At 71.8% G+C, this 24934-nt stretch carries 21 protein-coding genes; 13 read left to right on the top strand and 8 right to left on the bottom strand.

Going from position 1 to position 24934, the window contains the following annotated elements:
- Positions 1 to 91: 91 nt before the first annotated feature.
- Positions 92 to 508, bottom strand: a complete 417-nt coding sequence (locus ACIBVL_RS29880; protein ID WP_399101761.1) for a MazG nucleotide pyrophosphohydrolase domain-containing protein — start codon at positions 506 to 508, stop codon at positions 92 to 94.
- Between the two features lie 118 nt (positions 509 to 626).
- On the opposite strand from ACIBVL_RS29880, the gene ACIBVL_RS29885 reads away from it, so the two are divergent.
- A complete protein-coding gene (locus tag ACIBVL_RS29885) occupies positions 627 to 1625 on the top strand; it encodes a TAXI family TRAP transporter solute-binding subunit (RefSeq protein ID WP_399101764.1) in 999 nt (332 codons plus the stop codon).
- Here ACIBVL_RS29885 and ACIBVL_RS29890 read toward each other — a convergent pair.
- Together ACIBVL_RS29890 and ACIBVL_RS29895 are read right to left on the bottom strand one after the other, a co-directional pair.
- Positions 1615 to 3027, bottom strand: a complete 1413-nt coding sequence (locus ACIBVL_RS29890; protein ID WP_399101766.1) for an ATP-binding protein — start codon at positions 3025 to 3027, stop codon at positions 1615 to 1617. The two genes, ACIBVL_RS29885 and ACIBVL_RS29890, sit on opposite strands and share 11 nt — an antisense overlap.
- Positions 3028 to 3036: 9 nt before the next feature.
- Positions 3037 to 3723 (bottom strand): response regulator transcription factor, encoded by a 687-nt coding sequence (locus tag ACIBVL_RS29895; protein ID WP_399101768.1) that lies wholly within the window; start codon positions 3721 to 3723, stop codon positions 3037 to 3039.
- 290 nt (positions 3724 to 4013) lie between these two features.
- Between ACIBVL_RS29895 and ACIBVL_RS29900 the strand changes: the two genes are divergently transcribed.
- The 8 genes from ACIBVL_RS29900 (at position 4014) to ACIBVL_RS29935 (ending at position 10408) form a co-directional block, all read left to right on the top strand.
- Positions 4014 to 4790, top strand: a complete 777-nt coding sequence (locus ACIBVL_RS29900) for an amino acid ABC transporter ATP-binding protein (protein WP_399101770.1) — start codon at positions 4014 to 4016, stop codon at positions 4788 to 4790.
- A gap of 83 nt (positions 4791 to 4873) precedes the next feature.
- Positions 4874 to 5734 carry a glutamate ABC transporter substrate-binding protein gene (locus ACIBVL_RS29905; protein ID WP_399101772.1) on the top strand — a complete coding sequence of 287 codons (861 nt, stop codon included), beginning with the start codon at positions 4874 to 4876 and terminating at the stop codon, positions 5732 to 5734.
- Between the two features lie 111 nt (positions 5735 to 5845).
- Positions 5846 to 6511: an amino acid ABC transporter permease gene (locus ACIBVL_RS29910; RefSeq protein ID WP_399101774.1), complete on the top strand. Its 666-nt coding sequence runs from the start codon at positions 5846 to 5848 to the stop codon at positions 6509 to 6511.
- Positions 6508 to 7419 carry an amino acid ABC transporter permease gene (locus tag ACIBVL_RS29915; protein WP_399101776.1) on the top strand — a complete coding sequence of 304 codons (912 nt, stop codon included), beginning with the start codon at positions 6508 to 6510 and terminating at the stop codon, positions 7417 to 7419. Before ACIBVL_RS29910 ends, ACIBVL_RS29915 begins: the two co-directional genes overlap by 4 nt.
- Positions 7420 to 7593: 174 nt before the next feature.
- The gene (locus tag ACIBVL_RS29920; RefSeq protein WP_399101844.1) at positions 7594 to 9207 is read left to right on the top strand and encodes an FAD-dependent monooxygenase; all 1614 of its coding nucleotides are present in this window, start codon (positions 7594 to 7596) and stop codon (positions 9205 to 9207) included.
- A 118-nt stretch (positions 9208 to 9325) separates the two neighbouring features.
- Positions 9326 to 9397: a putative leader peptide gene (locus ACIBVL_RS29925; protein WP_309544753.1), complete on the top strand. Its 72-nt coding sequence runs from the start codon at positions 9326 to 9328 to the stop codon at positions 9395 to 9397.
- 91 nt (positions 9398 to 9488) lie between these two features.
- Positions 9489 to 10016 carry a cysteine dioxygenase gene (locus ACIBVL_RS29930; protein ID WP_399101778.1) on the top strand — a complete coding sequence of 176 codons (528 nt, stop codon included), beginning with the start codon at positions 9489 to 9491 and terminating at the stop codon, positions 10014 to 10016.
- Positions 10013 to 10408: a rhodanese-like domain-containing protein gene (locus tag ACIBVL_RS29935; RefSeq protein WP_399101781.1), complete on the top strand. Its 396-nt coding sequence runs from the start codon at positions 10013 to 10015 to the stop codon at positions 10406 to 10408. The genes ACIBVL_RS29930 and ACIBVL_RS29935 overlap by 4 nt, the downstream gene beginning before the upstream one ends.
- Before the next feature lie 15 nt (positions 10409 to 10423).
- Here ACIBVL_RS29935 and ACIBVL_RS29940 read toward each other — a convergent pair whose 3' ends face one another.
- From ACIBVL_RS29940 to recA, 3 genes are all read right to left on the bottom strand, one after another.
- A complete protein-coding gene (locus tag ACIBVL_RS29940; protein WP_399101783.1) occupies positions 10424 to 12961 on the bottom strand; it encodes an FtsX-like permease family protein in 2538 nt (845 codons plus the stop codon).
- 429 nt (positions 12962 to 13390) lie between these two features.
- A complete protein-coding gene (gene recX / locus ACIBVL_RS29945; protein WP_399101786.1) occupies positions 13391 to 14215 on the bottom strand; it encodes a recombination regulator RecX in 825 nt (274 codons plus the stop codon).
- 3 nt (positions 14216 to 14218) lie between these two features.
- The gene (recA, locus tag ACIBVL_RS29950) at positions 14219 to 15346 is read right to left on the bottom strand and encodes a recombinase RecA (RefSeq protein WP_399101787.1); all 1128 of its coding nucleotides are present in this window, start codon (positions 15344 to 15346) and stop codon (positions 14219 to 14221) included.
- Between the two features lie 303 nt (positions 15347 to 15649).
- Between recA and ACIBVL_RS29955 the strand changes: the two genes are divergently transcribed.
- Complete coding sequence (locus tag ACIBVL_RS29955; RefSeq protein ID WP_399101789.1) at positions 15650 to 16447, top strand: hypothetical protein; 798 nt, start codon at positions 15650 to 15652, stop codon at positions 16445 to 16447.
- Positions 16448 to 16455: 8 nt separating this feature from the next.
- Here the strand turns inward: ACIBVL_RS29955 and ACIBVL_RS29960 are convergent, their stop codons facing one another.
- On the bottom strand, positions 16456 to 17715 hold the full coding sequence (locus tag ACIBVL_RS29960; RefSeq protein ID WP_399101791.1) for an AI-2E family transporter: 1260 nt from the start codon (positions 17713 to 17715) through the stop codon (positions 16456 to 16458).
- A gap of 59 nt (positions 17716 to 17774) precedes the next feature.
- On the bottom strand, positions 17775 to 17969 hold the full coding sequence (locus ACIBVL_RS29965; RefSeq protein ID WP_399101793.1) for a DUF3046 domain-containing protein: 195 nt from the start codon (positions 17967 to 17969) through the stop codon (positions 17775 to 17777).
- Positions 17970 to 18048: 79 nt separating this feature from the next.
- On the opposite strand from ACIBVL_RS29965, the gene ACIBVL_RS29970 reads away from it, so the two are divergent.
- From ACIBVL_RS29970 to ACIBVL_RS29980, 3 genes are all read left to right on the top strand, one after another.
- Positions 18049 to 18993 carry a hypothetical protein gene (locus ACIBVL_RS29970; protein WP_399101795.1) on the top strand — a complete coding sequence of 315 codons (945 nt, stop codon included), beginning with the start codon at positions 18049 to 18051 and terminating at the stop codon, positions 18991 to 18993.
- A 183-nt stretch (positions 18994 to 19176) separates the two neighbouring features.
- On the top strand, positions 19177 to 24039 hold the full coding sequence (locus tag ACIBVL_RS29975; protein WP_399101797.1) for an ATP-dependent helicase: 4863 nt from the start codon (positions 19177 to 19179) through the stop codon (positions 24037 to 24039).
- 47 nt (positions 24040 to 24086) lie between these two features.
- A complete protein-coding gene (locus ACIBVL_RS29980; RefSeq protein WP_399101800.1) occupies positions 24087 to 24932 on the top strand; it encodes an Fpg/Nei family DNA glycosylase in 846 nt (281 codons plus the stop codon).
- Positions 24933 to 24934: the final 2 nt, after the last annotated feature.

The raw sequence follows: 24934 nt of genomic DNA on the forward strand, positions 1-24934 counted from the left end.
CTTGCCCGGGGTGCGGCGGCCCTCGCCGGCCGTGTCCTTGGCCTCACCCGGGGCCGGGCCCCGGTCGGCTTCCCCGGCGGCCGACAGAGCGTCAGGCCGCGCCGCCGCGTCCGGGTATCCACCCCTGGCGGCGCAGCACCGCCGACACGTCCGGCGCCTCGTAGTGGTCGCCCTTGAGCACCTTGCCGTCGGCGCGGCGGGCGACCTGGCCGTCGGGGCCCAGCTTGGTCATGTTGGACCGGTGGATCTCGGCGATCACCGCGTCGAGGTCGATCCCATGCACCAGCGCCGTGCCGTACGCGACGTAGACGACGTCGGCCAACTCGTGCGCCAGCCGGTCCAGCGGGCCGCTCACCGACACCTCGGCGACTTCCGCGGCCTCCTCGGCCAGCAGCTCGCCACGGTGTGCGGCGAGGCGGGGCGAGACCTCCGTCGGCGTACTGCGGGCGTCGAGCCCGAAGGCACGGTGGAACTCACGGACCAGGTCGGCAGGCGAGGAAGAGCTCATGCACCGACTGTAACGACGCCCACTGACACGCCACCCGAGACCGCCCGCCCCTCCCTCACGACCCTCCCCGGTGAGCGCCGCCTGGTCAGCACCGGGTGCCGGCTGGCAGGATCGCCGCATGTCCAAGGTGTTCCCCCGTATCGGCAGGCGCCGGGCCCTGCAGGGCGCGGCGGCCGGTGTCGTCGTCCTCGGGCTGCTGCTGTGGTGGCTGCTGCCGCTGGGCGAGGACCCGCCGAGCGGGTCGATCACCTTCAGCACGGGGACCACACGGGGCGTCTACCAGCAGTACGGCACGATGCTGCGCGACGAACTCACCAAGGACATGCCACGCCTGAAGGTACGGCTGACCACCAGCAACGGATCGCAGGAGAACGTCGAGCGGGTGGCGACGGGCGAGGCCGACTTCACCATCGCCGCGGCGGACGCGGTTCAGACCTACGAGTCCCGGCACAAGGGGTCGGCGGCCCGGCTGCGCGGAGTGGCCCGGCTCTACGACGACTACGTCCAGCTGGTGGTGCCGCGTGACTCGGACATCCGTTCCATAGCCGACCTGCGGGGGAAGACGGTGGCGACGGGGCTGTCCGGCTCCGGTGTGCGGCTGATCGCCGAGCGGATCCTCAAGACGGCGGGCCTGGATCCGGCCAAGGACATAAAGGCGGTCCCGGTGGGTATCAACACCGGCCCGCAGCAGCTGAAGTCCGGGAAGATCGACGCGTTCTTCTGGTCCGGCGGCGTGCCGACGGCCGGCCTGGCGGAACTGGCGAACACCTTCACCTTCCGGTTCGTGCCGATCGGGGCCGACCTGGTCGCCAAGATGCACGACCAGGACAGCTCCACCGGCTACTACCGCGCCGCGAACATGCCCGAGTCGGCGTATCCCATCATCCAGAACGGCGAGACGGTGCCGACGATCGCGGTGTCCAACCTGCTGCTCACCCGCACGGACATGAGTCCGCGGCTCACCGAGTGGATCACCCGGACGGTGATCAAGAGTCGCGACCACATCGGCGGCCGGGTCCACTCGGCACAGCTCGTCGACCTGCGCACCGCCATCTACACGGACCCCCTGCCGCTCCACCAGGGCGCCAAGCGCTACTACAGCTCGGTCAAGCCGTAGGACGTGACCTCGGCACCGCCACCGTCACCTTCAGCCCGCCGCGCTCGTGGTGGGCGTACGACAGGGTGCCGCCGCCCGCGGCGAGCAGGGTGCGGGTGATGGACAGGCCGAGGCCGGAACCCTTGATGTTCTGGTGCCGGCCACTGCGCCAGAAGCGGTCGCCCACGCGCGTGAGTTCCTCGTCGGTGAGGCCGGGACCGTTGTCGGTGACGACCACGGTGGACGTCTTGCCGTCGGCCGCGACCCTCACCTCGACACTCTCACCCTCCGGCGTGAACTTCACCGCGTTGTCGATCACCGCGTCCAGGGCGCTGGAGAGCGTGACCGGGTCGGCCCAGGCCGTGGTGGGCGGGCAGTCGCCCACCAGCCGGACGCCCTTGGCCTCGGCCGTGGGCGCCCAGGCGGCGACGCGCTCGGCGGTCAGCGCGCCGATGTCGGTGACCCTCAGGTCGGCCTCGGTGTGCTCGGCCAGGGCCAGGTCGAGCAGGTCGTCCAGGACCTGGGCCAGGCGTTTGCCCTCGCTCTGGACGGAGGCGATCTCCTCGTTGCCCTCCGGGAGCTCGTAGGCGAGCAGTTCGATGCGCAGCAGCAGGGCCGCGAGCGGGTTGCGCAACTGGTGCGAGGCGTCGGCGACGAAGGCGCGCTGCTGCTCCAGCACGTCCTCGACGTTGTCCGCCATCTCGTTGAACGACCGGGCGAGACGCCTGAGTTCCGGCGGTCCGCTCGCGACCGCGACCCTGGACTTCAGCCGGCCGCTCGCGATCGCGTGCGTGGTGATGTCCAGGACGCGTACGGGCTTGAGGACCCACCCGGTCAGCCGCAACGCGGCGCCGATGGCCAGCAGCATCGCGGCGACCTCGCCCGCGCCGATCACCAGCCAGCCGTGCAGGATCCGCGATCGCATCGGACCGGTGGGTGAGTCGGTGACGACGACCGCGACCACGTCACCGTCCCGGATGACCGGTGAGGCCACGACGAGGTGACGGCTCTGCCAGGGCCACACCTGCCGCGGATCGTGGCTGCGACGGCTGAGCAGCGCCTCCGCGAACGCCTCCCGCACCTCGCCCGTTCGGGGGAGGAAGAAGTCCTCGGGGGCCGCCGCCAGGGGGGCATCGGTGGGGTAGAAGACACCGGCACGAATGCCGTAGACGTCGTAGTAGCTCTTGATCTCACGGCGTAGGGTCGCCCGCCGTTCGGCCACGGACGCGGAGATGGAGCCGTCCGTGCTCGCCGGCGCGGTGACGAACTGGGCGAGTGCCGCGAACCGCGCGGTGTCGTCGATCCGGTCGACGACCACCTTCTGCTGTTGTGCCCCGGCCACGCTGACGGCCAGCGGCATCCCCAGGGCGAGCAGCACAGCCGCCATCAGCACGATGAGCAGCGGCAGAAGACGTGTGCGCAACGGTCCCCGCTACGCCGTCGGCGCGACGAGCCGGTACCCGACGCCGCGCACGGTCTCGATCAGGGCGGGCATGCGCAGCTTGGCGCGCAGGGAGGCCACATGCACCTCCAGGGTGCGCCCTGTCCCCTCCCAACTGGTGCGCCAGACCTCGCTGATGATCTGCTCCCGGCGGAAGACGACACCGGGGCGCTGTGCGAGCAGTGCCAGCAGATCGAACTCCTTGCGGGTCAGTTGGACAACCGAACCGTCGACCGTGACGCGTCGCGTGGGCAGCTCGATCTGCACGGGGCCCAGGCGCAGCGCCTCCTCCCCGCCCGCCGCCGCGTCCTCGTGGACGGTGCGCCGGCTGACGGCGTGGATACGGGCGAGCAGCTCTCCGGTGTCGTACGGCTTCACCACGTAGTCGTCGGCGCCCAGGTTGAGGCCGTGGATGCGGGAGCGTACGTCGGAGCGGGCCGTCACCATGATCACCGGGGTGGCGGTGCGCTTGCGGATCTTCCCGCAGACCTCGTAGCCGTCCTGGTCGGGCAGGCCCAGGTCGAGCAGCACGACCCCGAAGCCGGGGCCCTCGGGGACCAGCGCCTGGAGCGCCTCCTCGCCGTTGCGGGCGTGTGTGACGTCGAAACCGTGCCGCTTGAGGACCGCGGACAGTGCGGCAGCGACATGGTTGTCGTCCTCGACGAGGAGCAGTCTCATCCCGGCCCCCTCCGATTCATCGGCCGTGTTGGTCTGTTCATGTACAAGAAAGCGGGCGCACGCGCGTGTGCATCATCGCAGTCACGCCGATGGACGAGGACGCAGTCAAGCGGGTTCCGGTTGCGTGCGGCTTCCGTTACCCGGCCGATACGCACGCAGGTCGCAAGTGCTACGACTCGTGTCCGATTGCTATCGGATCGTGATGCTCAGATTCCCCTCAGATGTAATGACGCTGGTCGCGGCCGGTCACTACTGTCCTCCGAAACCGAGGAGGACGGAGCCTGAGAGCGATGACCGAAGTATCGGTGGCCAAGGAAGACGCGGCCCCGCACGGCGAACTCGTCGTCCTGAAGAGTGTCAACAAGCACTTCGGCGCGTTGCACGTGCTCCAGGACATCGATCTGACGATCGCCCGCGGTGAGGTGGTCGTGGTCATCGGGCCCTCCGGGTCCGGAAAGTCGACCCTGTGCCGCACCATCAACCGTTTGGAGACGATCGACGCGGGCACCATCACGATCGACGGGAAGCCGCTGCCCCAGGAGGGCAAGGCGCTGGCCCGGCTGCGTGCCGACGTCGGCATGGTCTTCCAGTCGTTCAACCTGTTCGCGCACAAGACAGTGCTCGAGAACGTGATGCTCGGCCAGATCAAGGTCCGCAGGACCGACAAGAAGCAGGCCGAGGAGAAGGCACGGGCCCTCCTCGACCGGGTCGGTGTGGGCACTCAGGCCGACAAGTACCCCGCCCAGCTCTCGGGCGGCCAGCAGCAGCGTGTCGCCATCGCCCGGGCACTGGCGATGAACCCGAAGGTGATGCTCTTCGACGAGCCGACCTCGGCCCTCGACCCCGAGATGATCAACGAGGTCCTCGAGGTCATGCAGCAGCTCGCCCGGGACGGCATGACGATGATCGTCGTCACCCATGAGATGGGCTTCGCACGATCGGCTGCAAACCGCGTGGTGTTCATGGCGGACGGGCGCATCGTCGAAGAGGCTGCGCCCGACCAGTTCTTCAGCAATCCGCGCAGTGACCGTGCCAAGGACTTCCTGTCGAAGATCCTTCACCACTGACCACACCGCTGATGCGGCACCGCCCGCGTCACCGACGGGAACCGCACCGCCCTCAGTCCTTCATCTCTCGTAAGGAAGTCGACATGAAGCTTCGCAAGGTCACCGCCGCCTCGGCCGTCGTGCTCGCGCTCGCCCTGTCCGCCACCGCCTGCGGCGGCGACAACAAGGACGAGGGCAGCAGCAGCTCCAGCGGTGGCAGCGGCGGCGGCAAGATCAAGATCGGCATCAAGTACGACCAGCCCGGCCTCGGCCTGAAGAAGCCCGACGGATCCTTCGCCGGCTTCGACGTGGACGTCGCCACCTACGTCGCCAAGCAGCTCGGCTACGAGCCGGACAAGATCGAGTTCGTCGAGACCAAGAGCGCCGACCGCGAGAACGCCCTCGCCCGCGGTGACGTGAAGTTCATCGCGGCCACCTACTCGATCACCGACGAGCGCAAGCAGAAGGTCGACTTCGCCGGCCCGTACCTGCTCGCCCACCAGGACCTGCTGATCAAGTCGGACTCGGACATCTCCAAGGGCACGGACCTCAACGGCAAGAAGCTGTGTTCCGTGACCGGTTCGACCTCCGCGCAGAACGTCCAGAAGTCGATCGCCCCGAAGGCGAACCTGAAGGAGTACAGCACCTACTCGGAGTGCATCGCCGGCCTCCAGAGCGGCGCCGTGGACGCCGTGACCACCGACGACTCGATCCTCGCCGGCTTCGCCGCGCAGGACCAGTACAAGGGCAAGTTCAAGCTCGCGGGCCTCAAGCTCAGCAACGAGAACTACGGCATCGGCGTCAAGAAGGGCGACACCGCGACCCTGGACAAGATCAACAAGGCGCTGGAGCAGATGGTCAGCGACGGCTCCTGGCAGAAGGCGGTCGACGCCAACTTCGGCCCGGCGGACTACAAGAGCGAGCCCGCCCCCAAGATCGGCGTCATCGTCCCGAACGCCTCGTAGGCACAGCACAGCCCAGCGGGGTTTCCTGCGGCACGCCGCCGTCGTCGCGATCACGGCGGCGGCGCGCCCCGTCCTCCTCCATACGCCACCCACCCGGAAGCGCGGGAGATCGTGTTCGACTTTCTTGAAGGTTACGACGTCCTCGAGGCGTTCTGGATGACGGTGAAGCTCACCGCCCTCTCCGCCGTGGGCTCCCTGGTCTGGGGCACCCTGCTGGCCGCGATGCGGGTCAGCCCGGTTCCGCTGATGCGCGGCTTCGGCACCGCCTACGTCAACATCGTCCGGAACATCCCCCTGACGGTCATCATCCTCTTCTGCTCGCTCGGCCTGGCCGACGTCTTCGGTGTCACCATGGGCTCCGAGGACTTCAAGATCCAGGGCTTCCGGCTGGCCGTGCTCGGTCTGGTCGCCTACACCGCCGCCTTCGTCTGTGAGGCGCTGCGCTCCGGCATCAACACGGTGCCGCTCGGACAGGCGGAGGCGGCCCGGGCCATCGGGCTGAACTTCGGCCAGACCCTGCGGCTCATCGTGTTGCCGCAGGCCTTCCGCGCGGTCATCGGCCCGCTGGCCAACGTCCTGATCGCGCTCACCAAGAACACCACGGTGGCGGCCGCCATCGGCGTCGCCGAGGCCGCCTACCTGATGAAGACGATGATCGAGAACGAAGCGCAGACGCTGGCCATCGGCGCGGTCTTCGCCTTCGGGTTCGTGGTACTGACCCTGCCGACCGGCCTCATCCTGGGCTGGCTGGGCAAGCGACTGGCGGTGAAGCGATGAGCTCGGTCCTCTACGACACACCCGGCCCCCGCGCCAGGCTGCGCAACGTCCTCCTCTCGGTGCTCTTCTGCGTCCTGCTCGTCCTGCTCCTGTGGTGGGTGTGGCAGAAGATGGACGCGAAGGACCTCCTCACGTCCGCCCAGTGGAAGCCGTTCACCGAGTCGCAGGCCTGGACGACCTACCTGCTCCCCGGTCTCGCCGACACCCTGAAGGCCGCGTCGCTCTCCATGGTGATCGCCCTTCCGCTCGGCGCGGTCTTCGGCATCGCCCGGCTGTCCGAGCACCGGTGGGTACGAGGCGTGTCCGGCGCTGTGGTGGAGTTCTTCCGGGCCATCCCGGTCCTGCTGCTGATGCTGTTCGCCAACGAGTTCTACGCCCGCTCCACGGACGTCACCAGCGAGGACCGGCCCCTCTACGCGGTCATCACCGGCCTCGTGCTCTACAACTCGGCCGTCCTCGCCGAGATCGTCCGGGCAGGCATCCTGGCCCTCCCCAAGGGGCAGACGGAGGCGGCGTACGCCATCGGTCTGCGCAAGGGGCAGACGATGAGCAGCATCCTGCTCCCGCAGGCGGTCACCGCCATGCTCCCCGCGATCGTCAGCCAGCTGGTGGTCATCGTGAAGGACACCGCACTCGGCGGTGTGATGATCGGATTCACCGAGCTGCTCAACTCGCGGGGCACGCTCGCGGCGTTCTACGCCAACCCGATCCCGAGCTTCATCGTGGTCGCGGCCATGTTCGTCGTGCTGAACTTCCTCCTGACCAGCTTCGCGAGCTGGCTGGAGCGCCGTCTGCGGCGCAGCAAGCGCAGTACGGGCGCGGTGCTCGGCGTCGAGGACGTGGACGAACTCAACGCGGCCGAGGTCGGCGGCTCCTACGGCGCCGGTGCCGGCGGCGGCGGAATGTGACGCATACTCAAGGGATGTGACCCGACGAAAGGCAGTGGCGCGCGCCACTGCCTTTCGTCGCTTGACGCAAACAACGACAATGGGTTGCATACGTTCTGTGATCGTGCACCCTGCTCCAACCTGTTGTTCACTCTCCTCCCCGAGGACACCGTCGAAGGCAGGGAGCGCCACGCCGTGGACCCGGTGATCATCGTCGGAGCGGGGCCGGTGGGGCTCACGCTCGCCCTGGCGCTGGCGCGTCAGGAGGTGCCGTCGGTCGTCCTCGACGAGGGACCGGGCAAGGACGAGCCACGGCTCGCGCGCACCGTCGTGCTGCGCGAGGACACCGCCGCCCTCATGGAACGGCTCACCGGTGTGCCCCTGGACAAGGCCGGTATCCGATGGGCCGGCTTCCGGGCGATGCGGCGCAGGCAGGTGACACGCGAGATCACGTTCGACGACGCCGCCGACCCCGCTCCCCTGCACATCGCCCAGCACGTGCTGACCGGCGCCCTGCGCACCGCCCTCACCGGCCGGCGGCTCGTGAAGCTCGCCGTGGACAGCCGCCTGGACACGATCGAGCAGGAACCTTCCGGTGTCACCGCCCACACCCGCGGCCCCAAGGGCACCTGGTGGCGCGGCAGCTATCTGATCGGCTGCGACGGCCCCCGCTCCACGGTCCGCAAACTCCTCGACATCCGCTTCCCCGGCCGTACGGCGGTCGAGCGACACGCCGTGGCGGCGCTGCGCGTGGAACTTCCGTTCGACGGCGAGGCGTTGCTCCATCGGACACCGCCGTGGCGGATGTCCGGTCCCTCCGCCGGGGAAGTCACCGGACGCCCGCTGCCGGACGGCGTCTGGCGCCTGGACTGGCTGCTCCCGCCCGGCAAGGACCTGGTCACACCCGAGCTGCTGCTGGCCCGCGTCCGCGAGACCCTCGCGGGCTGGAGCGACGGTCCGATGCCGGAGTACGACCTGCTCGACACCGGTGTGCACACGGTGCACCACCGGCTGGCCCGCCGCTGGCGCGTGGGCCGGGTCCTGCTCGCCGGGGACTCCGCGCACCTGCTCGGCACGCTCGGCACCCAGGGCCTGGACGAGGGGCTGCGGGACGCCGACAACCTCGCCTGGAAACTGGCCCTGGCCTGGCACCACGGACCGCACGAGGCGCTGCTCGACAGCTACCAGACCGAACGGCGCGCGGTGGTCGCCGCCCGGCTGCGCGCGGCCGACCAGGTGCTGCCGCTGCTGCGCGGCGGTGGCGGCATAAGGGCATACGTCCCCGGCGCGGCCCGCGGACACGACGTGCTGCTCACCGACGGTCACCTGGGGCGCGGCCAGTTGGGCACGCCGGGCACGTACGCCGACTCACCGCTCGCGCCCCGGCATCTGGAGGCGGAGGTGCCGGTGGACACGCCACCGGGCGCGCCGGTGGAGGACGTGCGGGTGACCGCCGAGGACGGCTCCTTCGTACGGCTGCGGGACCGGCTCGGCCGGGGCGCGCTGCTCGTCGTCCTGATCGCGCCGGGGACGGGCGTGTGGGAACGCCGGCACTGGGTGAGCGCCGGGATCATGCCCCGGCTCGCCGCCGCCGTGACGGCCCTGCCGAGCCCGGCCGAACTGCTGGTGGCCGAGAGCTACCCGGGGGCGGCCGCCCACACCGTGCTGCTGGTCCGGCCCGACGGGCACCTGGTCACCGCGTTGAACGGGGTGCGTCCTGCCGACCTGTACGCGGCGGCGGAGGCGGCGGTGGGCGGGAAGGCGGCCGAGGGAGCGGAGGAGGCCACCGCCGGCTCGGCGGCGAAGTGACCTCGTCGCACGACAAGCACACCATCGTACGGACCGTCACCGTGCCGTCCGGGCGGTTTACGGCGAGTTGACCGGTCAGCACCGGCGTGGTGTACTCCGGATCGTGACCGACACCGATGTGCGCCTGTGGCGGAGGGTCCATATGGATCTCGTCCGCTATGCGGGCTGCGTGTGTCGACCGTCCTGCTGAACTCGCCTCCCCTTCTCACCGGCGTGCGCCGCCGATGCGCTTCGCGCTCGTGTGCCGCCGCGCTCCCGCGAATGTTCCCTGGACGGTATCCGTGTCTGTCTCTCCTTCCGTGTCCACCGCCGTCGCCGCCCCGACCCAGGCGGACCTCCTCGACTTCGCCCGGCGTACGGCCGCCGACGCCGATCTGATCGCCTCCCTCCCCCTCGACCCCGAGGGCCGCACCTGGGTGCGCCTGGAAGGGCCGGGCGGCAGCGAGGCCTGGCTGATCGGCTGGCCGCCCCGCACCGGCACCGGCTGGCACGACCACGCCGACTCGGTGGGCGCCTTCCTCACCGCGCGGGGCCTGCTGAAGGAGCACTCGCTCGCCACGCGGCTGCCCGCCGACGGCTGGAAGACCCTGGAACTTGCGGACGACGTCGACCGGGAGCGCACGCTGCCGGCCGGCCGCGGCCGCGCCTTCGGGCGCCACCACGTCCATGAGGTCCTCAACGAGTCCACCGAGGACCACGCGATCTCGGTCCACGCCTACTACCCGCCGCTGCCACTCATCCGCCGCTTCAGCCGCACCGGACAGATCCTGCGCCTGGAGCACGTCGAGCGCCCGGAGGACTGGCAGTGAGCGGTGAGCCGCCCCTGGGCATAGACGAGTTGCTCGACCGGGTGCGTGCGGGGTACGCGCGCGTGGAGGCACACGAGGCGTACGAGGCCGCCCGCGCGGGTGAGGCGCTGCTCGTGGACATCCGGTACGCGGCCCTGCGCGAGCGGGACGGTCTGATCCCGGGTGCCCTGGTCATCGAGCGCAACGAACTGGAGTGGCGGCTCGACCCCCAGGGCAGCCATCGCGTCCCCGAGGCCACGAGCCACGACCTCAGGGCCGTCGTGATCTGCAACGAGGGCTACGCGTCGAGCCTGGCGGCCGCCTCCCTGCACCGGTTGGGCCTGCACCGGGCAACCGATCTGGTCGGCGGGTTCCAGGCCTGGAAGGCGGCCGGGCTGCCGGTGACGTCGTAGTCGCCGCGCTCGTCTTCACTCCTTGGCGGTGGCCACCGTCACCGCGCGGACCCGCAGGGCCACCCGGCCGGGCAGGGCAGTGGCGACCAGGGCGAGGAGTCCGGCTCCGGCGACCACGACGGCGTACACCAGCGGGCTGACCGCCGGTGCGGCGCGGCCCGTCATGCCGACGCTGAACGCGGTGAGGACCGCCAGCGCCACGGCACTGCCGAGGGTGGTGGCGAGGAGGAGCACCGACAGGGCCTCGGTGCGCAGCATGCGCAGCACCTGGCGTCGGGTCGCCCCCGCGAGGCGCAGCAGCGCGAACTCCCGGATGCGTTCGGAGACCGACATGGCGAGCGTGTTGACCACGGCGATGGCCGTGAAGGCGAGGACGAGTCCCATCGCGAGCAGGTTGACCTCCGCGTTCGTCTGCTGCCGCTCGGCCTGCAGCGAGTCGGCGGCGGCCGGGGAGATCACCGCGAGTCCCGGGAACTCACGGAGGGTAGTCGCGAGTTGTGTCTGTGTACGGTCCGTGCTGACGAGGAGGGAGGAGGAGAGCGGGTTGTCGACGTGGCGGGCCAGGAGATCGTGCGCGAAGGTGAGGTCTCCGAAGCCGAGGCCCCTGGCGTAGACGGCGGCGACGGTGAATGCGGCGGGCGTGCCGTCGCCGAGCGTGAGTTCCAGTGTGCTGCCGGGCGTCAGGTGGAGCTGCTCCGCGGCCAGTTCGCTGACGGCGACGGTGTTCTCGGTGAGCCTGCCGAGGGAGCCCGCGGTGACGTCCGGATCCCAGGTGCGGGCGAGGCCGGCCGGGGTGACGCCCTGTGCCGGGTACTTGTCGAGGCCGACCCGGACGGTGGTGCGGACGACTTCGGTGACGACGTCGGGTCCGGTACGGAGTTGTCGTGCCGCCTGCGCCGGGACGCCCGGCCCCTGGGAGGCGACGACCCAGTCGGCGCGGACGCCCTCACGGGCCTGGGCGCGGGCCGCGTCGCCGAGGGTGGGCTGCACGAACAGCACCGTGCAGGTCATACCGATGAGCAGGGTGAGAGGGGTGACGACAGAGGCCATCCGGACGGCGTTGCCCCGAAGGTTGGCGGTGGCGAGCCTGCCGCCGTGGCCGGTCAGCCGCAGCGGGCCGGCGAGGAGCAGAGCGGCCGCCCGGACCAGAAGGGGCCCCAGCAGGGCGACCGAGGTGGACAGGACCACTACGGCGAGGAAGGTCACAGGCGTTGACGCGGGCTCGGTCCGCAGCACGCTGAGCACGGCGACGAGCACGGCACCCCCGGCGAGCAGCAGCATTCCGGTGAGGAGACGACCCCAGGCGGGTCGGGCGCGTTCGGTCCGGGCCTCGGCGAGCGCCTCGGCCGGGTGGATCCGGGCGACGCGGCGGGAGGCGATCCGTGCGGCGGCCCAGGCGCCGACCAGGGTCGCGGCGACGGCGGCGAACGGCGGGAAGACGCCGACGGTGTGCTGGAGCGTGGCGGGCACGGCGCCCAGGGCGACGAACCTGCCGTGCAGCCAGTCGCCCAGCGGGATCCCCAGGCAGGCCCCGGCCGCGCCGGCGGCCGCTCCGACGATCAGGGCCTCCCGCCCGAGGAGCCTGCGGATCTGTCCGGAGGTGGCGGCGACGGCGCGCAGCAGGGCGAGTTCGCGGTGACGCTGCTGGACGGAGAGCGCGAAGGTCCCGACGACCACGAGGACCGCGACCAGCAGTGAGGTGCCGCCCATCGCACCCCCCATGCTGACGAGCTTGGTTCGAGCCGCGGCGGCGTCCAGGAACTCGACCGGGCCGCGGGCGTCCCCGGTGCTGACCTGGGCTCCGGTGCCGTGCAGTGCCGTGGCCACGGCCTGCCTCAGCTGCTCCGGGTCGGTGCCCGCCTTGGGAAGCACACCGAACGCGGTGACCTGGCCGGGGTGCGCGGCCAGCCGGCGGGCCTCGGCGGCGTCGAAGAAGAGGGAGATCTGATGGCGTACGGCCGTGACGGGAGCGGCGACACCGGAGACACGGTAAGTACGCGGGGCCTGTGTCGACTGGACGGTGAGACGGTCGCCGGGCACGAGATGGGCGCGCTCGGCGAGGTCGCGGTCGACGACGATGTCGGTGGCGTCCTCGGGGGCGGTGCCCGCGGTGAGTCGGTACGGCGTCAGCGCGGCGGAGTCCCAGGCGTGCCCGTAGGCGGGCCTGCCGCCGGGGCCCCGGGTGCCGTCGGGGATCAACGGCTCGGCGAGGAAGGTGAGTTCGGGGATGACACGGGCGGCGCCCGGTAGGCCGGCGATCGTGTTTCCGAGACGGGCCGGGAGCCAGGCGCGCTCGGCGAGGGGTTTGGCCTTGTGTTTGACTTTGGTCTTGCCCTTCTTGTGCTTGACGGTTGTCCGGTGCACGTTCTGGTCGGCGGAGACCACGACCGGGGCAGCCGCGTAGCGTTCGGTGCGGATGGTGCCGCGCAGCCCGGTCTCGAGCAGGGTGCCGCACGCGGTGATCAGGGCGGCCGCGCACATCAGGGCGAGGAAGGCACCGAGGAATCCCGCCTTGCGGGCGCGGACGGTCTTCAGGGCGTAGCGCAGCATCATGACGGCCGGGTCTCTCTTCTGTTATACGCGGAGGTGGGGTGGCCGGGAGCGGACTGCTCCACGGCCCGGTCCCCTCGAGGCATCCCCTGACGGCGGGGCCGGGCGAGCACCTTGAGCCCGGCGAGACCGCCCGGTTCGGCGGGCGTCGCGGGGGCGGGGGCCGTCTGCGGTGGCCCGGGGCACCGGGTTCCTGGGGTGTGCGGGGCATGCGTACACGGTCGCCTGTGCACCGACACCAGTGCACTGCGGTGACCCGGCGTCCTCAGCCGGGGGTTGTCCCCACCCCGGGAACGGGAAGCCGGCGCTCCTCATCGACCGGGCCCTGCCCGGGACACGACGGGCCCCCGCGTATCCACCGTGTCGAGAACCCAGCGGGCGCCCCTCGTCCTCACCGGACCCGGCACCCCGGGTCCGCGGAGGACCCAGGGCTCAGAACCCGTCCCCCGTAAGGAACTCCGTGTCCTCGCCCTCCTCCTCGAGCGCCTGCCGGACCACCCGCAGGGCCATGCCCTCGGGGTAGCCCTTGCGCGCGAGCATGCCCGCGAGACGGCGGAGCCGTTTGTCGCGGTCGAGACCACGGGTCGAGCGCAGCTTGCGGGCGACGAGCTCGCGCGCGGTCTCCTCCTCGCGCTCGGAGTCCAGTTGGGCGACGGCCTCCTCGATCAGCGCGGAGTCGACCCCCTTCGTCCGCAGCTCCTGCGCGAGCGCGCGCCGGGCCAGTCCCCGGCCGTGGTGCCGGGACTCCACCCACGCGCCCGCGAAGGCGCTGTCGTTGATCAGCCCGACCTCCTCGAACCGCGAGAGCACCTCCTCGGCGACGTCGTCCGGGATCTCCCGCTTGCGCAGGGCGTCGGCGAGCTGTTTGCGCGTGCGCGGGGTCCCGGTGAGCAGGCGCAGGCAGATCGCCCGTGCCCGCTCAGCCGGGTCCCCCGGAGGCTCCCCCTGCTCGGCCCTCGACGAGGAGAAAGCGCCTCCGTCCTCGGTGGACGGCTCTCCGAAGCCGCGGCGACGACGCCCGCGTCCTGCGCGCGGGCCGCCCTCGCCACCGCGCGGGCCGTCCTTTCCGCCACGCCCGGCCCGGCCGCCTAGGTGCGGGCCGTCACCTCCCGCGCCGCCACCGCCGTCACCGTCGTACGAGCCGCCGGCCGCCCGGTCGTCGCCTCCCCCGGCGGAGCCGCCGTGATCCCCGCTCCCCGGCCCCCAGAGGGCGCCGTGGTGGGCGTCGTGCCCGGCCCAGTCCGTTCGTCGTGTCACGGATCAGCTCTTGGCAGTCGCGGCCTTGGTCTTGGCGGTCCTGGCAGCGGGAGCCGCGACCGTCTTGGCGTCGTCCACGGGCGTGCCCGCAACGGCCGCTGCGTCCGCAGACGGCTCCGCGACGGGCTCCTCCGGGCGCACGCCGACGCCCAGCTTCTCCTTGATCTTCTTCTCGATCTCGTTGGCGAGGTCGGGGTTGTCCTTCAGGAAGTTACGGGCGTTCTCCTTGCCCTGGCCGAGCTGGTCGCCCTCGTACGTGTACCAGGCGCCGGCCTTGCGGACGAAGCCGTGCTCCACGCCCATGTCGATCAGGCCGCCCTCGCGGCTGATGCCCTGGCCGTAGAGGATGTCGAACTCGGCCTGCTTGAAGGGCGGCGCGACCTTGTTCTTGACGACCTTGCAGCGGGTGCGGTTGCCGACCGCCTCCGTGCCGTCCTTCAGGGTCTCGATGCGGCGGATGTCGATACGCACCGAGGCGTAGAACTTCAGCGCGCGGCCACCGGTCGTGGTCTCCGGGGAGCCGAACATCACGCCGATCTTCTCGCGGAGCTGGTTGATGAAGATCGCGGTGGTCTTGGACTGGTTGAGCGCGCTGGTGATCTTCCGCAGGGCCTGGCTCATCAGACGGGCCTGCAGACCGACGTGGCTGTCGCCCATCTCGCCTTCGATCTCCGCACGCGGGACGAGCGCGGCGACGGAGTCGATGACGATCAGGTCGAGGGCACCGGAGCGGACCAGCATGTCCACGATCTCCAGGGCCTGCTCGCCGTTGTCGGGCTGGGAGAGGATGAGGTTGTCGATGTCGACGCCGAGCTTGCGCGCGTACTCGGGGTCGAGGGCGTGCTCCGCGTCCACGAAGGCGACCTGGCCGCCCGCCTTCTGGGCGTTGGCCACGGCGTGCAGGGTCAGCGTGGTCTTACCGGAGGATTCCGGTCCGTAGATCTCCACGACACGGCCGCGCGGCAGACCGCCGACGCCGAGGGCCACGTCGAGCGCGGTCGACCCGGTCGGGATGACCTCGATGGGCTCCCTCGAGCGCTCGCCCATGCGCATGACCGCGCCCTTGCCGAATTGCCGTTCAATCTGTGCGAGTGCGGCATCCAGGGCCTTCTCGCGGTCGGTTCCTGCCATGGGTTCCACCCGATTTGCTTGAGTCGATCGCTTCACGTCAAAGACGCTAACGCCTGCCACTGACAATGCGCCCCGACGCCGGTCCGGCCTGTGGATAACTCGGGCACTTCCCCACCCAAACCGGGACGTAACCTCCGTCGCAAGCTCCGCCGGAGCCTCCATAAGAATAGATGTTCGATTTTGGTGTCAAGCGCACCACGCGGCCCGCACCAGACCCCGCGCACCCCGCTGCTTCCCGGGACGTACCACGGGTGTCTCCTGCCGGACGACGACGGCGGGCGGGGCCGCCGAGAGGATCGGTGCATGGACGACCAGAAACCGGACGAGAGGAAAGACGCCGATGCCGCCGCCCATGCCGGACCTCCGGGCCGGCTCGCCCACCGTCTCTGCGCGGCGACCGCTCTCCTGCTGATCCTCTCCGGCCTCGTCCACCTCGTGGTGTTCGCCGTCGACGGCGGTCCGTGGAACGGGCCCGTCTCCTGGCGCAAGCCGGTGACCTTCGGGCTCTCCTTCGGGGTGACGCTCCTCGCCGTCGTCCAGGTCACGTCCTGTCTGCGCGTCCGAGCGCGGCTGCGCGCCGCGCTGCTCGGGGTGTTCGCCGCCGACTGTGTCGTGGAGGTCGCGGGCATCACCCTCCAGGCGTGGCGAGGTGTGCCCTCGCACCTGGACATGGAGACGCCCTTCGACACGGCGGTCTCCATGACGCTGGCGGTCGGCGGTGGCGTCCTGGTGGTCCTGCTCACCGTGTTCGCCGTGGCGTCCTTCCGGCACCGGCCGACGGGCCCGGCCGGGATGGCGCTCGCCGTCCGCTCCGGTTTCGCGATCCTCCTGGTCGCGCTGGCCTCGGGTGCGGCGATGATCGCGCGCGGCGTCGTCCTCACCCGGGCCGGCCAGCAGGAGGCGGCGTACCACTCGACGGCCTCCCTCAAGCCCCTGCACGGGGTGAGTCTGCACGCCGTCCTGGTACTGCCCGCGCTGGCCTGGCTGCTGTCCCGCACGTCCTGGAGCGAGTCGGCACGCCGGCGGATCGTGGCCACGGCGGTTGGCTGTTACGTGGTGGCGGTCGCGGCAGCCGCCGCGTGGGCGGTCGTCACGTACTGACCCGCCCCTCAGTCCGGCCGGTCCCCCGACCGGCTCGCCCGCTGCTGCCGCGCCCTCGACCACAGGCGCCGCGCGCGCGTGAACGGGCTCGGGCCCTCCCCGCGGCCGCGGTGGCCGTGGACACGAGGGTCGTCGGTGACGTCGTAGCGCTTCACGTACGCGCCCAGGAACGCCTGGAGGGTGGCGACGGCCGGGATGGAGACCAGGGCGCCGACGGCTCCGAGGAGGGCGGTGCCGGCGATGACCGAACCGAAGGCGACCGCGGGATGGATGTCGACGGTCTTCGAGGTCAGCTTCGGCTGGAGCATGTAGTTCTCGAACTGCTGGTAGACCACGACGAAGACCAGCACCCACACCGCGTACAACGGGGAGACGGTGAAGGCGATCAGCATGGGCAGGGCGCCCGCGAGATAGGTGCCGATGGTGGGGATGAACTGCGAGACCACGCCCACCCACACGGCGAGCACGGGCGCGTACGGAATGCCGAGCGCCTGCAGCAGTACGTAGTGCGCGGCTCCCGAGATCAGTGCCATCAGCCCGCGCGAGTACAGGTACCCGCCGGTCTTGTCGACGGCGATCTCCCAGGCACGCAGCACCTCGGTCTGCTTGGCCGGCGGCAGCACGGAACACAGGGCGCGGCGCAGACGCGGTCCGTCGGCGGCGAAGTAGAACGAGAACAGCGCGATCGTCAGCAACTGGAAGAGGCCGCCCAGGACCTGCGTGGAGACGTCCAGGACGCCGGCGGCGCTGTTCTGCGCGTACTTCTTCAGCCAGTCCGAGTGGAGCAGTCCCTCCTGGATGTCCACGCGGCGGAGCTCGGTGTGGAACGTCGTGTTGACCCAGTTGATCACGGAGTCGAGGTAGTCCGGGAAGCCCTCGATCATCTTGATGATCTGCCCCGCGAGCATCGATCCGAGCAGCGTGAAGAAGCCGGCGGCCACGATCAGCAGACCGAAGAAGACCAGGAAGGTGGCGAGCCCCCTGCGCACCCCGTGCGTGGCCATCCGGCTCACGGCGGGTTCCACGGCGAGGGCCAGGAAGAACGCGATGAGGATGTTGATCAGCAGTCCGAGGAGCTGGTGGAAGGCCCAGGTGCCCAGCTGGAACACCGCGACGAGGGCGAGCGCGAGCACCATCGCGCGCGGGAGCCAGCGCGGCATGCGCCCGCCCTCGGCGGCGCCGCCGTCGGCCGGGGGCCGGTTCGGCGGCGTAGTGCCGGGCGGGGATGCCTGCCGGGGGGCCTGCCCGGTCTCGTCAGTGGGTGCCACGGCTCAAGTCTCGCCTACGCCACCGACATCCGGGACCCCCGGGTGATCTTCCCTTCGGATCAGCGCATCTCCTGCGGGACGTTCATCACCGCGCAGACCACCCGCCACACGTCCTTGGCCTCCCAGCCGTCGGCCAGCGCCTGGTGCACGGTGCGCCCGCCGAGTTCCGTCATCACGTGATCGCGCGCGAAGGTGTCGGCGTACCCCGCGCCGAAGTGCTCGTCCATCCGCTGCCAGAAGACCGTCAACCGCATGCCACCAGTATCCCGCGCCCGGGGGTGGCCCCCGCCGTGACCGCATGCCGAGACCGCTTTCCGCCCTACGGTCTGACCCATGGCCGAAACCGGAGCATCCCCACTCCCCCCGACGCCCTTGGCGCGCTCCCCGCTCTTCCGCGCCGAGCACTTCGTCTGGCTCACCGCGCGCGTGCTGGAACAGCGCCTCTTCGCATACGACTTCCTGCACGGCGAGGCCGACCCCGTCGAGACCGCGCTCGAGGCCTACCGCAACGCGGACGGCGGATACGGCCACGCCCTGGAACCCGATCTGCGCGGCCCCGTGAGCCAGCCGCTGCACACCGCGCACGCGCTGCGCGTCCTGGACCTCATCGGCCGCCTCGGCGGACAGCGGGTGGAGCGGGTGTGCCGCTACCTCACCTCCGTCTCCACCGCCGACGGCGCCCTCCCCGCGATCGATCCCGGCCAGCGCGGATACCCCGCCGCTCCCTTCGTCCCGATCGTGGACGACCCGCCCAGCGACCTGCTGGCCACGGGCCCGGTGGTGGGACTGCTGCACCGCAACGACGTCTGGCACGCCTGGCTCTTCCGGGCCACGGACTTCTGCTGGCAGGCGGTGGACTCGCTGGAGCGGTCCCACCCCTACGAGATCGAGGCCGCCGTCGCCTTCCTGGACTTCGCCCCCGACCGCCCGCGAGCGGAGGCGGCCGCCGACCGCCTGGGCCGTCTGGTGCGTGCCCAGCGCCTCGCCGCGCTGGACCCGGACCACCTCGACGCGTACCCGGTCGCGCCCGGCTACGCCCCCGGCGAGCACCACTTCCCGTACGACTTCGCGCGTACTCCGCACTCCCTCGCGCGCGCGTGGTTCACGGACGACGAGATGGCACGTTCCCTGGACTTCCTCGCGGGCGAGCAGCAGGAGGACGGCGGCTGGCCGATCCGCTGGCGCCACTGGGCCCCGGCGCCCGCCCTGGAGGCACGCCCCTGGGTGACGATCAAGGCCCTGCGCACCCTGAGAGCCTACGGCCGCACGATCGGCTGAGGGGAAGAGTCACCGCCCAAAGGCGCAGGGGCGGCCGCAGCAAGTCGCGCGACTGACGTACCGGGCGGCCGCCCCACCACGGGGGCGAGCCGCCCCCGACGAAGCAGCGGCCCGCTCATCGCGTGCATCGCTACATCACCGCAGGTCAGAGCCATTGTCAGTCCTCGGGTGCAGGATGGACGCATGGCGAGCTCCGCACACCGAGCCCTGGACGGCTTCTCCCCCGCGACCCGCGGCTGGTTCACGGGCGCGTTCTCCGCGCCCACCGCGGCCCAGGCAGGCGCGTGGCAGGCCATCGCCGAGGGCTCGGACGTGCTGGTGGTGGCACCGACCGGCTCCGGCAAAACCCTGGCCGCCTTCCTCGCCGCCCTGGACCAGCTCGCCTCCACTCCCCCACCGGCCGACCCGAGGAAGCGCTGCCGGGTCCTCTACGTCTCCCCCCTCAAGGCGCTCGCGGTGGACGTGGAGCGCAACCTCCGCAGCCCCCTCACGGGCATCCGCCAGGAATCCGTCCGCCTGGGCCTCCCCGAACCGGAGGTCAAGGTCGGCATCCGCTCCGGCGACACCCCCGCCGCCGAGCGCCGCGCCCTCTCCACCCGCCCGCCGGACATCCTGATCACCACACCGGAGTCCTTGTTCTTGATGCTGACGTCGGCCACCCGGGACGCGCTGACCGGCATCGACACAGTCATCCTGGACGAGGTGCACGCCGTCGCCGGCACCAAGCGCGGCGCGCACCTGGCCCTCTCCCTGGAGCGACTGGACGAACTCCTTCCCAGGCCGGCCCGCCGCATCGGCCTCTCCGCGACCGTCCGCCCGGTCGACGAGGTCGCCCGCTATCTCTCCCCCCGCCGCAAGGTGGAGATCGTCCAGCCCACGTCGGGCAAGGAGTTCGACCTCTCCGTCGTGGTCCCCGTGGAGGACCTGGGCGAACTGGGCGGCTCCCCGGTGGCCGACGGCTCCGAAGGAGCGGAGCGCCCGTCGATCTGGCCCCATGTCGAAGAGCGCATCACGGACCTGGTCCAGGCCCACCGCTCCACGATCGTCTTCGCGAACTCCCGCCGCCTGGCCGAGCGCCTGTGCAACCGCCTCAACGAGATCGCGTACGAGCGCGCCACCGGCGAGCCCCTGGAGGAGCACCACGCCCCCGCCGAACTCATGGGCGGCTCGGGGGCGGCCCAGGGCGCCCCGCCCGTGATCGCACGCGCCCACCACGGCTCGGTCTCCAAGGAGCAGCGCGCCCTGGTCGAGGAGGACCTCAAGGCGGGCCGCCTCCCCGCGGTGGTCGCCACCTCGAGCCTGGAGCTGGGCATCGACATGGGCGCGGTGGACCTGGTGGTGCAGGTCGAGTCCCCGCCCTCCGTGGCCTCCGGCCTCCAGCGCGTCGGCCGCGCGGGACACCAGGTGGGGGCGGTCTCCACGGGCGTGGTCTTCCCCAAGTACCGCGGCGACCTCGTCCAGGCAGCGGTGGTCACCGAGCGCATGCGCACAGGCTCCATCGAGTCCCTGAAGGTTCCTGCCAACCCCCTGGACGTCCTGGCGCAGCAACTCGTGGCCATGACCGCGCTGGACACCTGGCAGGTGGACGACCTCCTGGCCACGGTCCGCCGGGCCGCCCCCTTCGCCGCCCTCCCCGAGTCCGCCTTCACCGCCACCCTGGACATGCTCGCGGGCCGCTACCCGTCCGACGCGTTCGCCGAGCTGCGCCCGCGTGTGGTGTGGGACCGCGTCGCCGGTACGGTCACCGGCCGGCCCGGCGCCCAGCGTCTCGCGGTGACCTCCGGCGGCACGATCCCCGACCGCGGCCTGTTCGGCGTCTTCCTCGCGGGCGCCGACCCGAAGAAGGGCGGCGGCCGGGTCGGCGAGCTCGACGAGGAGATGGTCTACGAGTCCCGCGTGGGTGACGTCTTCACCCTGGGCACCAGTTCGTGGCGCATCGAGGACATCACCCGCGACCGCGTCCTGGTCTCGCCCGCCCCCGGCGTCCCGGGCCGCCTCCCGTTCTGGAAGGGCGACCAGCTGGGCCGCCCCCTGGAGCTGGGCCGCGCGGTGGGCGCGTTCCTTCGCGAGGTGGGCTCCCTGCCGAAGGAGGACGCCCGCCTCCGCCTGCTCACCGCGGGCCTGGACGCCTGGGCCGCGGACAACGTGATCTCCTACCTGGACGAACAGCGCCAGGCCTGCGGCCACGTCCCCGACGACCGCACGATCGTCGTGGAACGCTTCCGCGACGAGCTGGGCGACTGGCGTGTCGTCGTCCACTCCCCCTTCGGCGCCCAGGTGCACGCCCCGTGGGCGCTGGCGCTCGGCGCGAAGCTGTCCGAGCGGTACGGCATGGACGCCCAGGTCATGCACGCCGACGACGGCCTCGTCCTGCGCCTGCCGGACGCCGACCTCATGGGCCTCGACCTCCTCAACCAGGAGCCCATGAAGGCCGGTACGGAGTACGACGCCGAACAGGCGCCCGTCGGCGCGGCGGACGTCGTCTTCGACAAGGGCGAGGTCGACCAGATCGTCACCGACCAGGTCGGCGGTTCCGCCCTCTTCGCGGCCCGCTTCCGCGAGTGCGCCGCCCGCGCCCTGCTGCTGCCGCGCCGCAACCCCGGCAAGCGCACCCCGCTGTGGCAGCAGCGCCAGCGTGCCGCGCAGCTGCTCCAGGTGGCGAGCGAGTTCGGCTCGTTCCCGATCGTCCTGGAGGCGGTCCGCGAGTGCCTCCAGGACGTCTTCGACGTCCCCGGCCTGGTCGAGCTGATGGGCGACCTGGAGTCCCGCAGGGTCCGCCTGGTCGAGGTCACCACCCCGGAGCCGTCCCCGTTCGCCCGCTCGCTCCTCTTCGGGTACGTCGCCCAGTTCCTCTACGAGGGAGACTCACCCCTCGCCGAGCGCCGCGCCGCCGCCCTCTCCCTGGACTCGCGGCTGCTGGCCGAGCTGCTCGGCCAGGCGGAGCTGCGCGAGCTGCTCGACGCCGAGGTCCTCACCGAGCTCGAACAGGAACTCCAATGGCTCACCGAGGACCGCCGCGTCAAGGACGCCGAGGGCGTCGCCGACCTGCTCCGCCTCCTCGGCCCGCTCACCGACGCCGAACTGGCCGGGCGCGGCGCCGAACCGCACTGGGCGCAGGAGCTGGCCTCCGCCCGGCGGGCGATCAGGGTCCGCGTCGCCGGCGCCGACCACTGGGCGGCGATCGAGGACGCCGGCCGCCTGCGCGACGCGCTCGGCACGGCGCTCCCGGTCGGCGTCCCGGAGGCCTTCACCGAGCCGGTCAAGGACCCCCTGGGCGACCTCCTCGCCCGCTACGCCCGTACGCACGGCCCGTTCACGTCGGCCACCGCGGCCGCCCGCTTCGGCCTCGGCGTCGCGGTCACCGAGGGCGCCCTGCAACGGCTCGCGGCGAGCGGACGCGTCGTCCAGGGCGAGTTCCACCCGGCCGGCATCGGCCAGGAGTGGTGCGACGCGGCCGTCCTGCGCAGGCTGCGCCGCCGCTCCCTGGCCGCCCTGCGGCAGGAACTCGAACCGGTCCCGCCGCCCGCCCTGGCCCAGTTCCTGCCCCAGTGGCAGCACATCGGCAAGGGCCACTCCCTGCGCGGCATCGACGGCCTGGTGCGCGCGATCGAGCAGCTCCAGGGCGCCTCCGTCCCCGCCTCGGCCCTGGAGAAGCTCGTCCTGCCCTCCCGCGTCACGGGCTACACCCCCGCCCTGCTCGACGAGCTCACGGCCGCCGGAGAGGTCGTCTGGGCGGGCGCGGGCGCACTCCCCGGCAAGGACGGCTGGGTGTCCCTGTACATGGCGGACGCGGCCCCGCTGCTCCTGCCCCCGCCCCACCCGCTGGAGCTGACGGCACTGCACCAGTCGGTCCTGGACGTGCTGTCCGGGGGCTACGGTCTGTTCTTCCGCCAGATCGCCGACCAGGTCCGCGCCACCACGCACCCCGACGCCACTGACCCCCAGCTGGCCGACGCCGTCTGGGACCTGGCCTGGTCGGGCCGGCTCACCAACGACACGCTCGCACCGATGCGCTCCCTGCTGGGCTCGGGCCGCACGGCCGGCTCCACGGCCCACCGCGCCAAACGCACAATCCCGCGCGGCCGCTACGGCTCCCTGACGGCCGCCGCCCGCCCCGCCTCCCGCAGCGGCCCCCCGACCGTCGGCGGCCGCTGGTCCCTGCTCCCCGCCCATGAGCCCGACGCCACGGTCCGCGCCCACGCCCTCGCCCGTACGCTCCTGGACCGGCACGGCGTGGTGACCCGGGGCGCGGTCGCCGCCGAGGGCGTGGAGGGCGGTTTCTCGGCGACGTACCGCATCCTGTCCGTCTTCGAGGAGAGCGGCCAGGCCCGCCGCGGGTATGTCGTCGAGGGCCTCGGCGCCGCACAGTTCGCGATGGACGGCGCCGTGGACCGACTGCGCGCGGTGGCCAACGCCCGCGACCGCGGCGAACCCCTCCCGGGCCCGGCCGTCGAGCCGGAACCCCCCTCCTTCACCGACGGCTACCCGGCCGACGACCTCCAGTGGGACATCTCCGCCCCCGGCGATCCGTTCGCCGCCCCGGGCGCGGGCGGCCCCCGCGGTGGCGGCGGCAACGGCTTCCCCTACGGCGCGGCTTCCTCCTACCAGGCGACCGTCCCCCACCGCCGACCCCGCGACTCCTCCCCCGCCTCCCGCGCCGTCGTCCTCGCCGCCGCCGACCCTGCGAACGCCTACGGCGCCGCTCTGCCCTGGCCCGAGCCGCCAACGGGCGCCGGGCACAAGCCGGGCCGCAAGGCCGGCTCCCTGGTGGTGCTCGTCGACGGCGAGCTGACGCTCTACATGGAGCGCGGCGGCAAGACCCTGCTGGCCTGGCCCTCCCTCCCGGCCGGCGAGGGCACGCCCGCCGACGATCCCCGTCTGCGGGGCGCGGCGGAGTCCCTCGCCCTGGCCGCCCGCGCGGGCTCCCTCGGTACGGTCACGGTGGAACGGATCAACGGCGCCTCGGCCCTGACGTCCCCCATAGGCGTCCTCCTGGAAGGAGCGGGCTTCATCGCGACGCCCCGGGGCCTGCGACTGCGCGCATGACCGTCCCGCCCCCGCCCCGGGAGCACCCGCCGTGCCACCCTTGACCCATGCCCGAAGGTGACACGGTCTGGCAGACGGCGAAGCGACTGCACGGCGCTCTCGCGGGCAAGGTGCTGACCGTCAGCGACTTCAGGGTGCCCAAGTACGCCACGGTGGACCTGACCGGTCGGCGCGTCATGAACACCGTCCCGCGCGGCAAGCACCTGCTCACCCGGGTGGAAGGCGGCCTGACCCTGCACACACACCTGCGCATGGAGGGCTCCTGGAAGGTCTACGGCCACGGCGAGCGCTGGAAGGGCGGCCCTGCGCACCAGATCCGGGCGGTGCTCGGTACGGCCGACCGCACCGCGGTCGGCTACCGCCTCCAGGTCATGGAACTGCTGCGCACCCCCGACGAGGAGCGGGTTGTCGGCCACCTCGGCCCCGACCTCCTCGGCCCGGACTGGGACCCCGACCTGGCCCTGGCGAACCTCCTCGCGGACCCCGGTCGCCCCCTCGGCGAGGCCCTCCTCGACCAGCGGAATCTCGCCGGCATCGGCAACGTCTACAAGAGCGAGCTCTGCTTCCTGCTGGGCGTCACCCCCTGGCTCCCCGTCGGAGCGCTCCCCGCCGACCGGGCCGCGAAGCTGCCGGGCCTCGCCCGGAAGCTGCTCGAGGTGAACCGCGACCGCGTGGTCCGCCAGACCACCGGCCTGCGCCACCAGGACCTGTTCGTCTACGGCCGCGCCCCCCGCCCCTGCCTGCGCTGCCACACCCGGATCCGGGTCGCCGACCAGGGCGACGGATCGCAGCCACGCCCCACGTACTGGTGCCCCACCTGCCAGACGGGGCCCGCCCCGGCACCGGGTTCCCCGCAGCGATGGCGTGAGCGCTACCACCGCACGACTAATTGACG

It is taken from the genome of Streptomyces sp. NPDC049687, from assembly GCF_044465285.1.
Classification (GTDB): Bacteria; Actinomycetota; Actinomycetes; order Streptomycetales; family Streptomycetaceae; genus Streptomyces.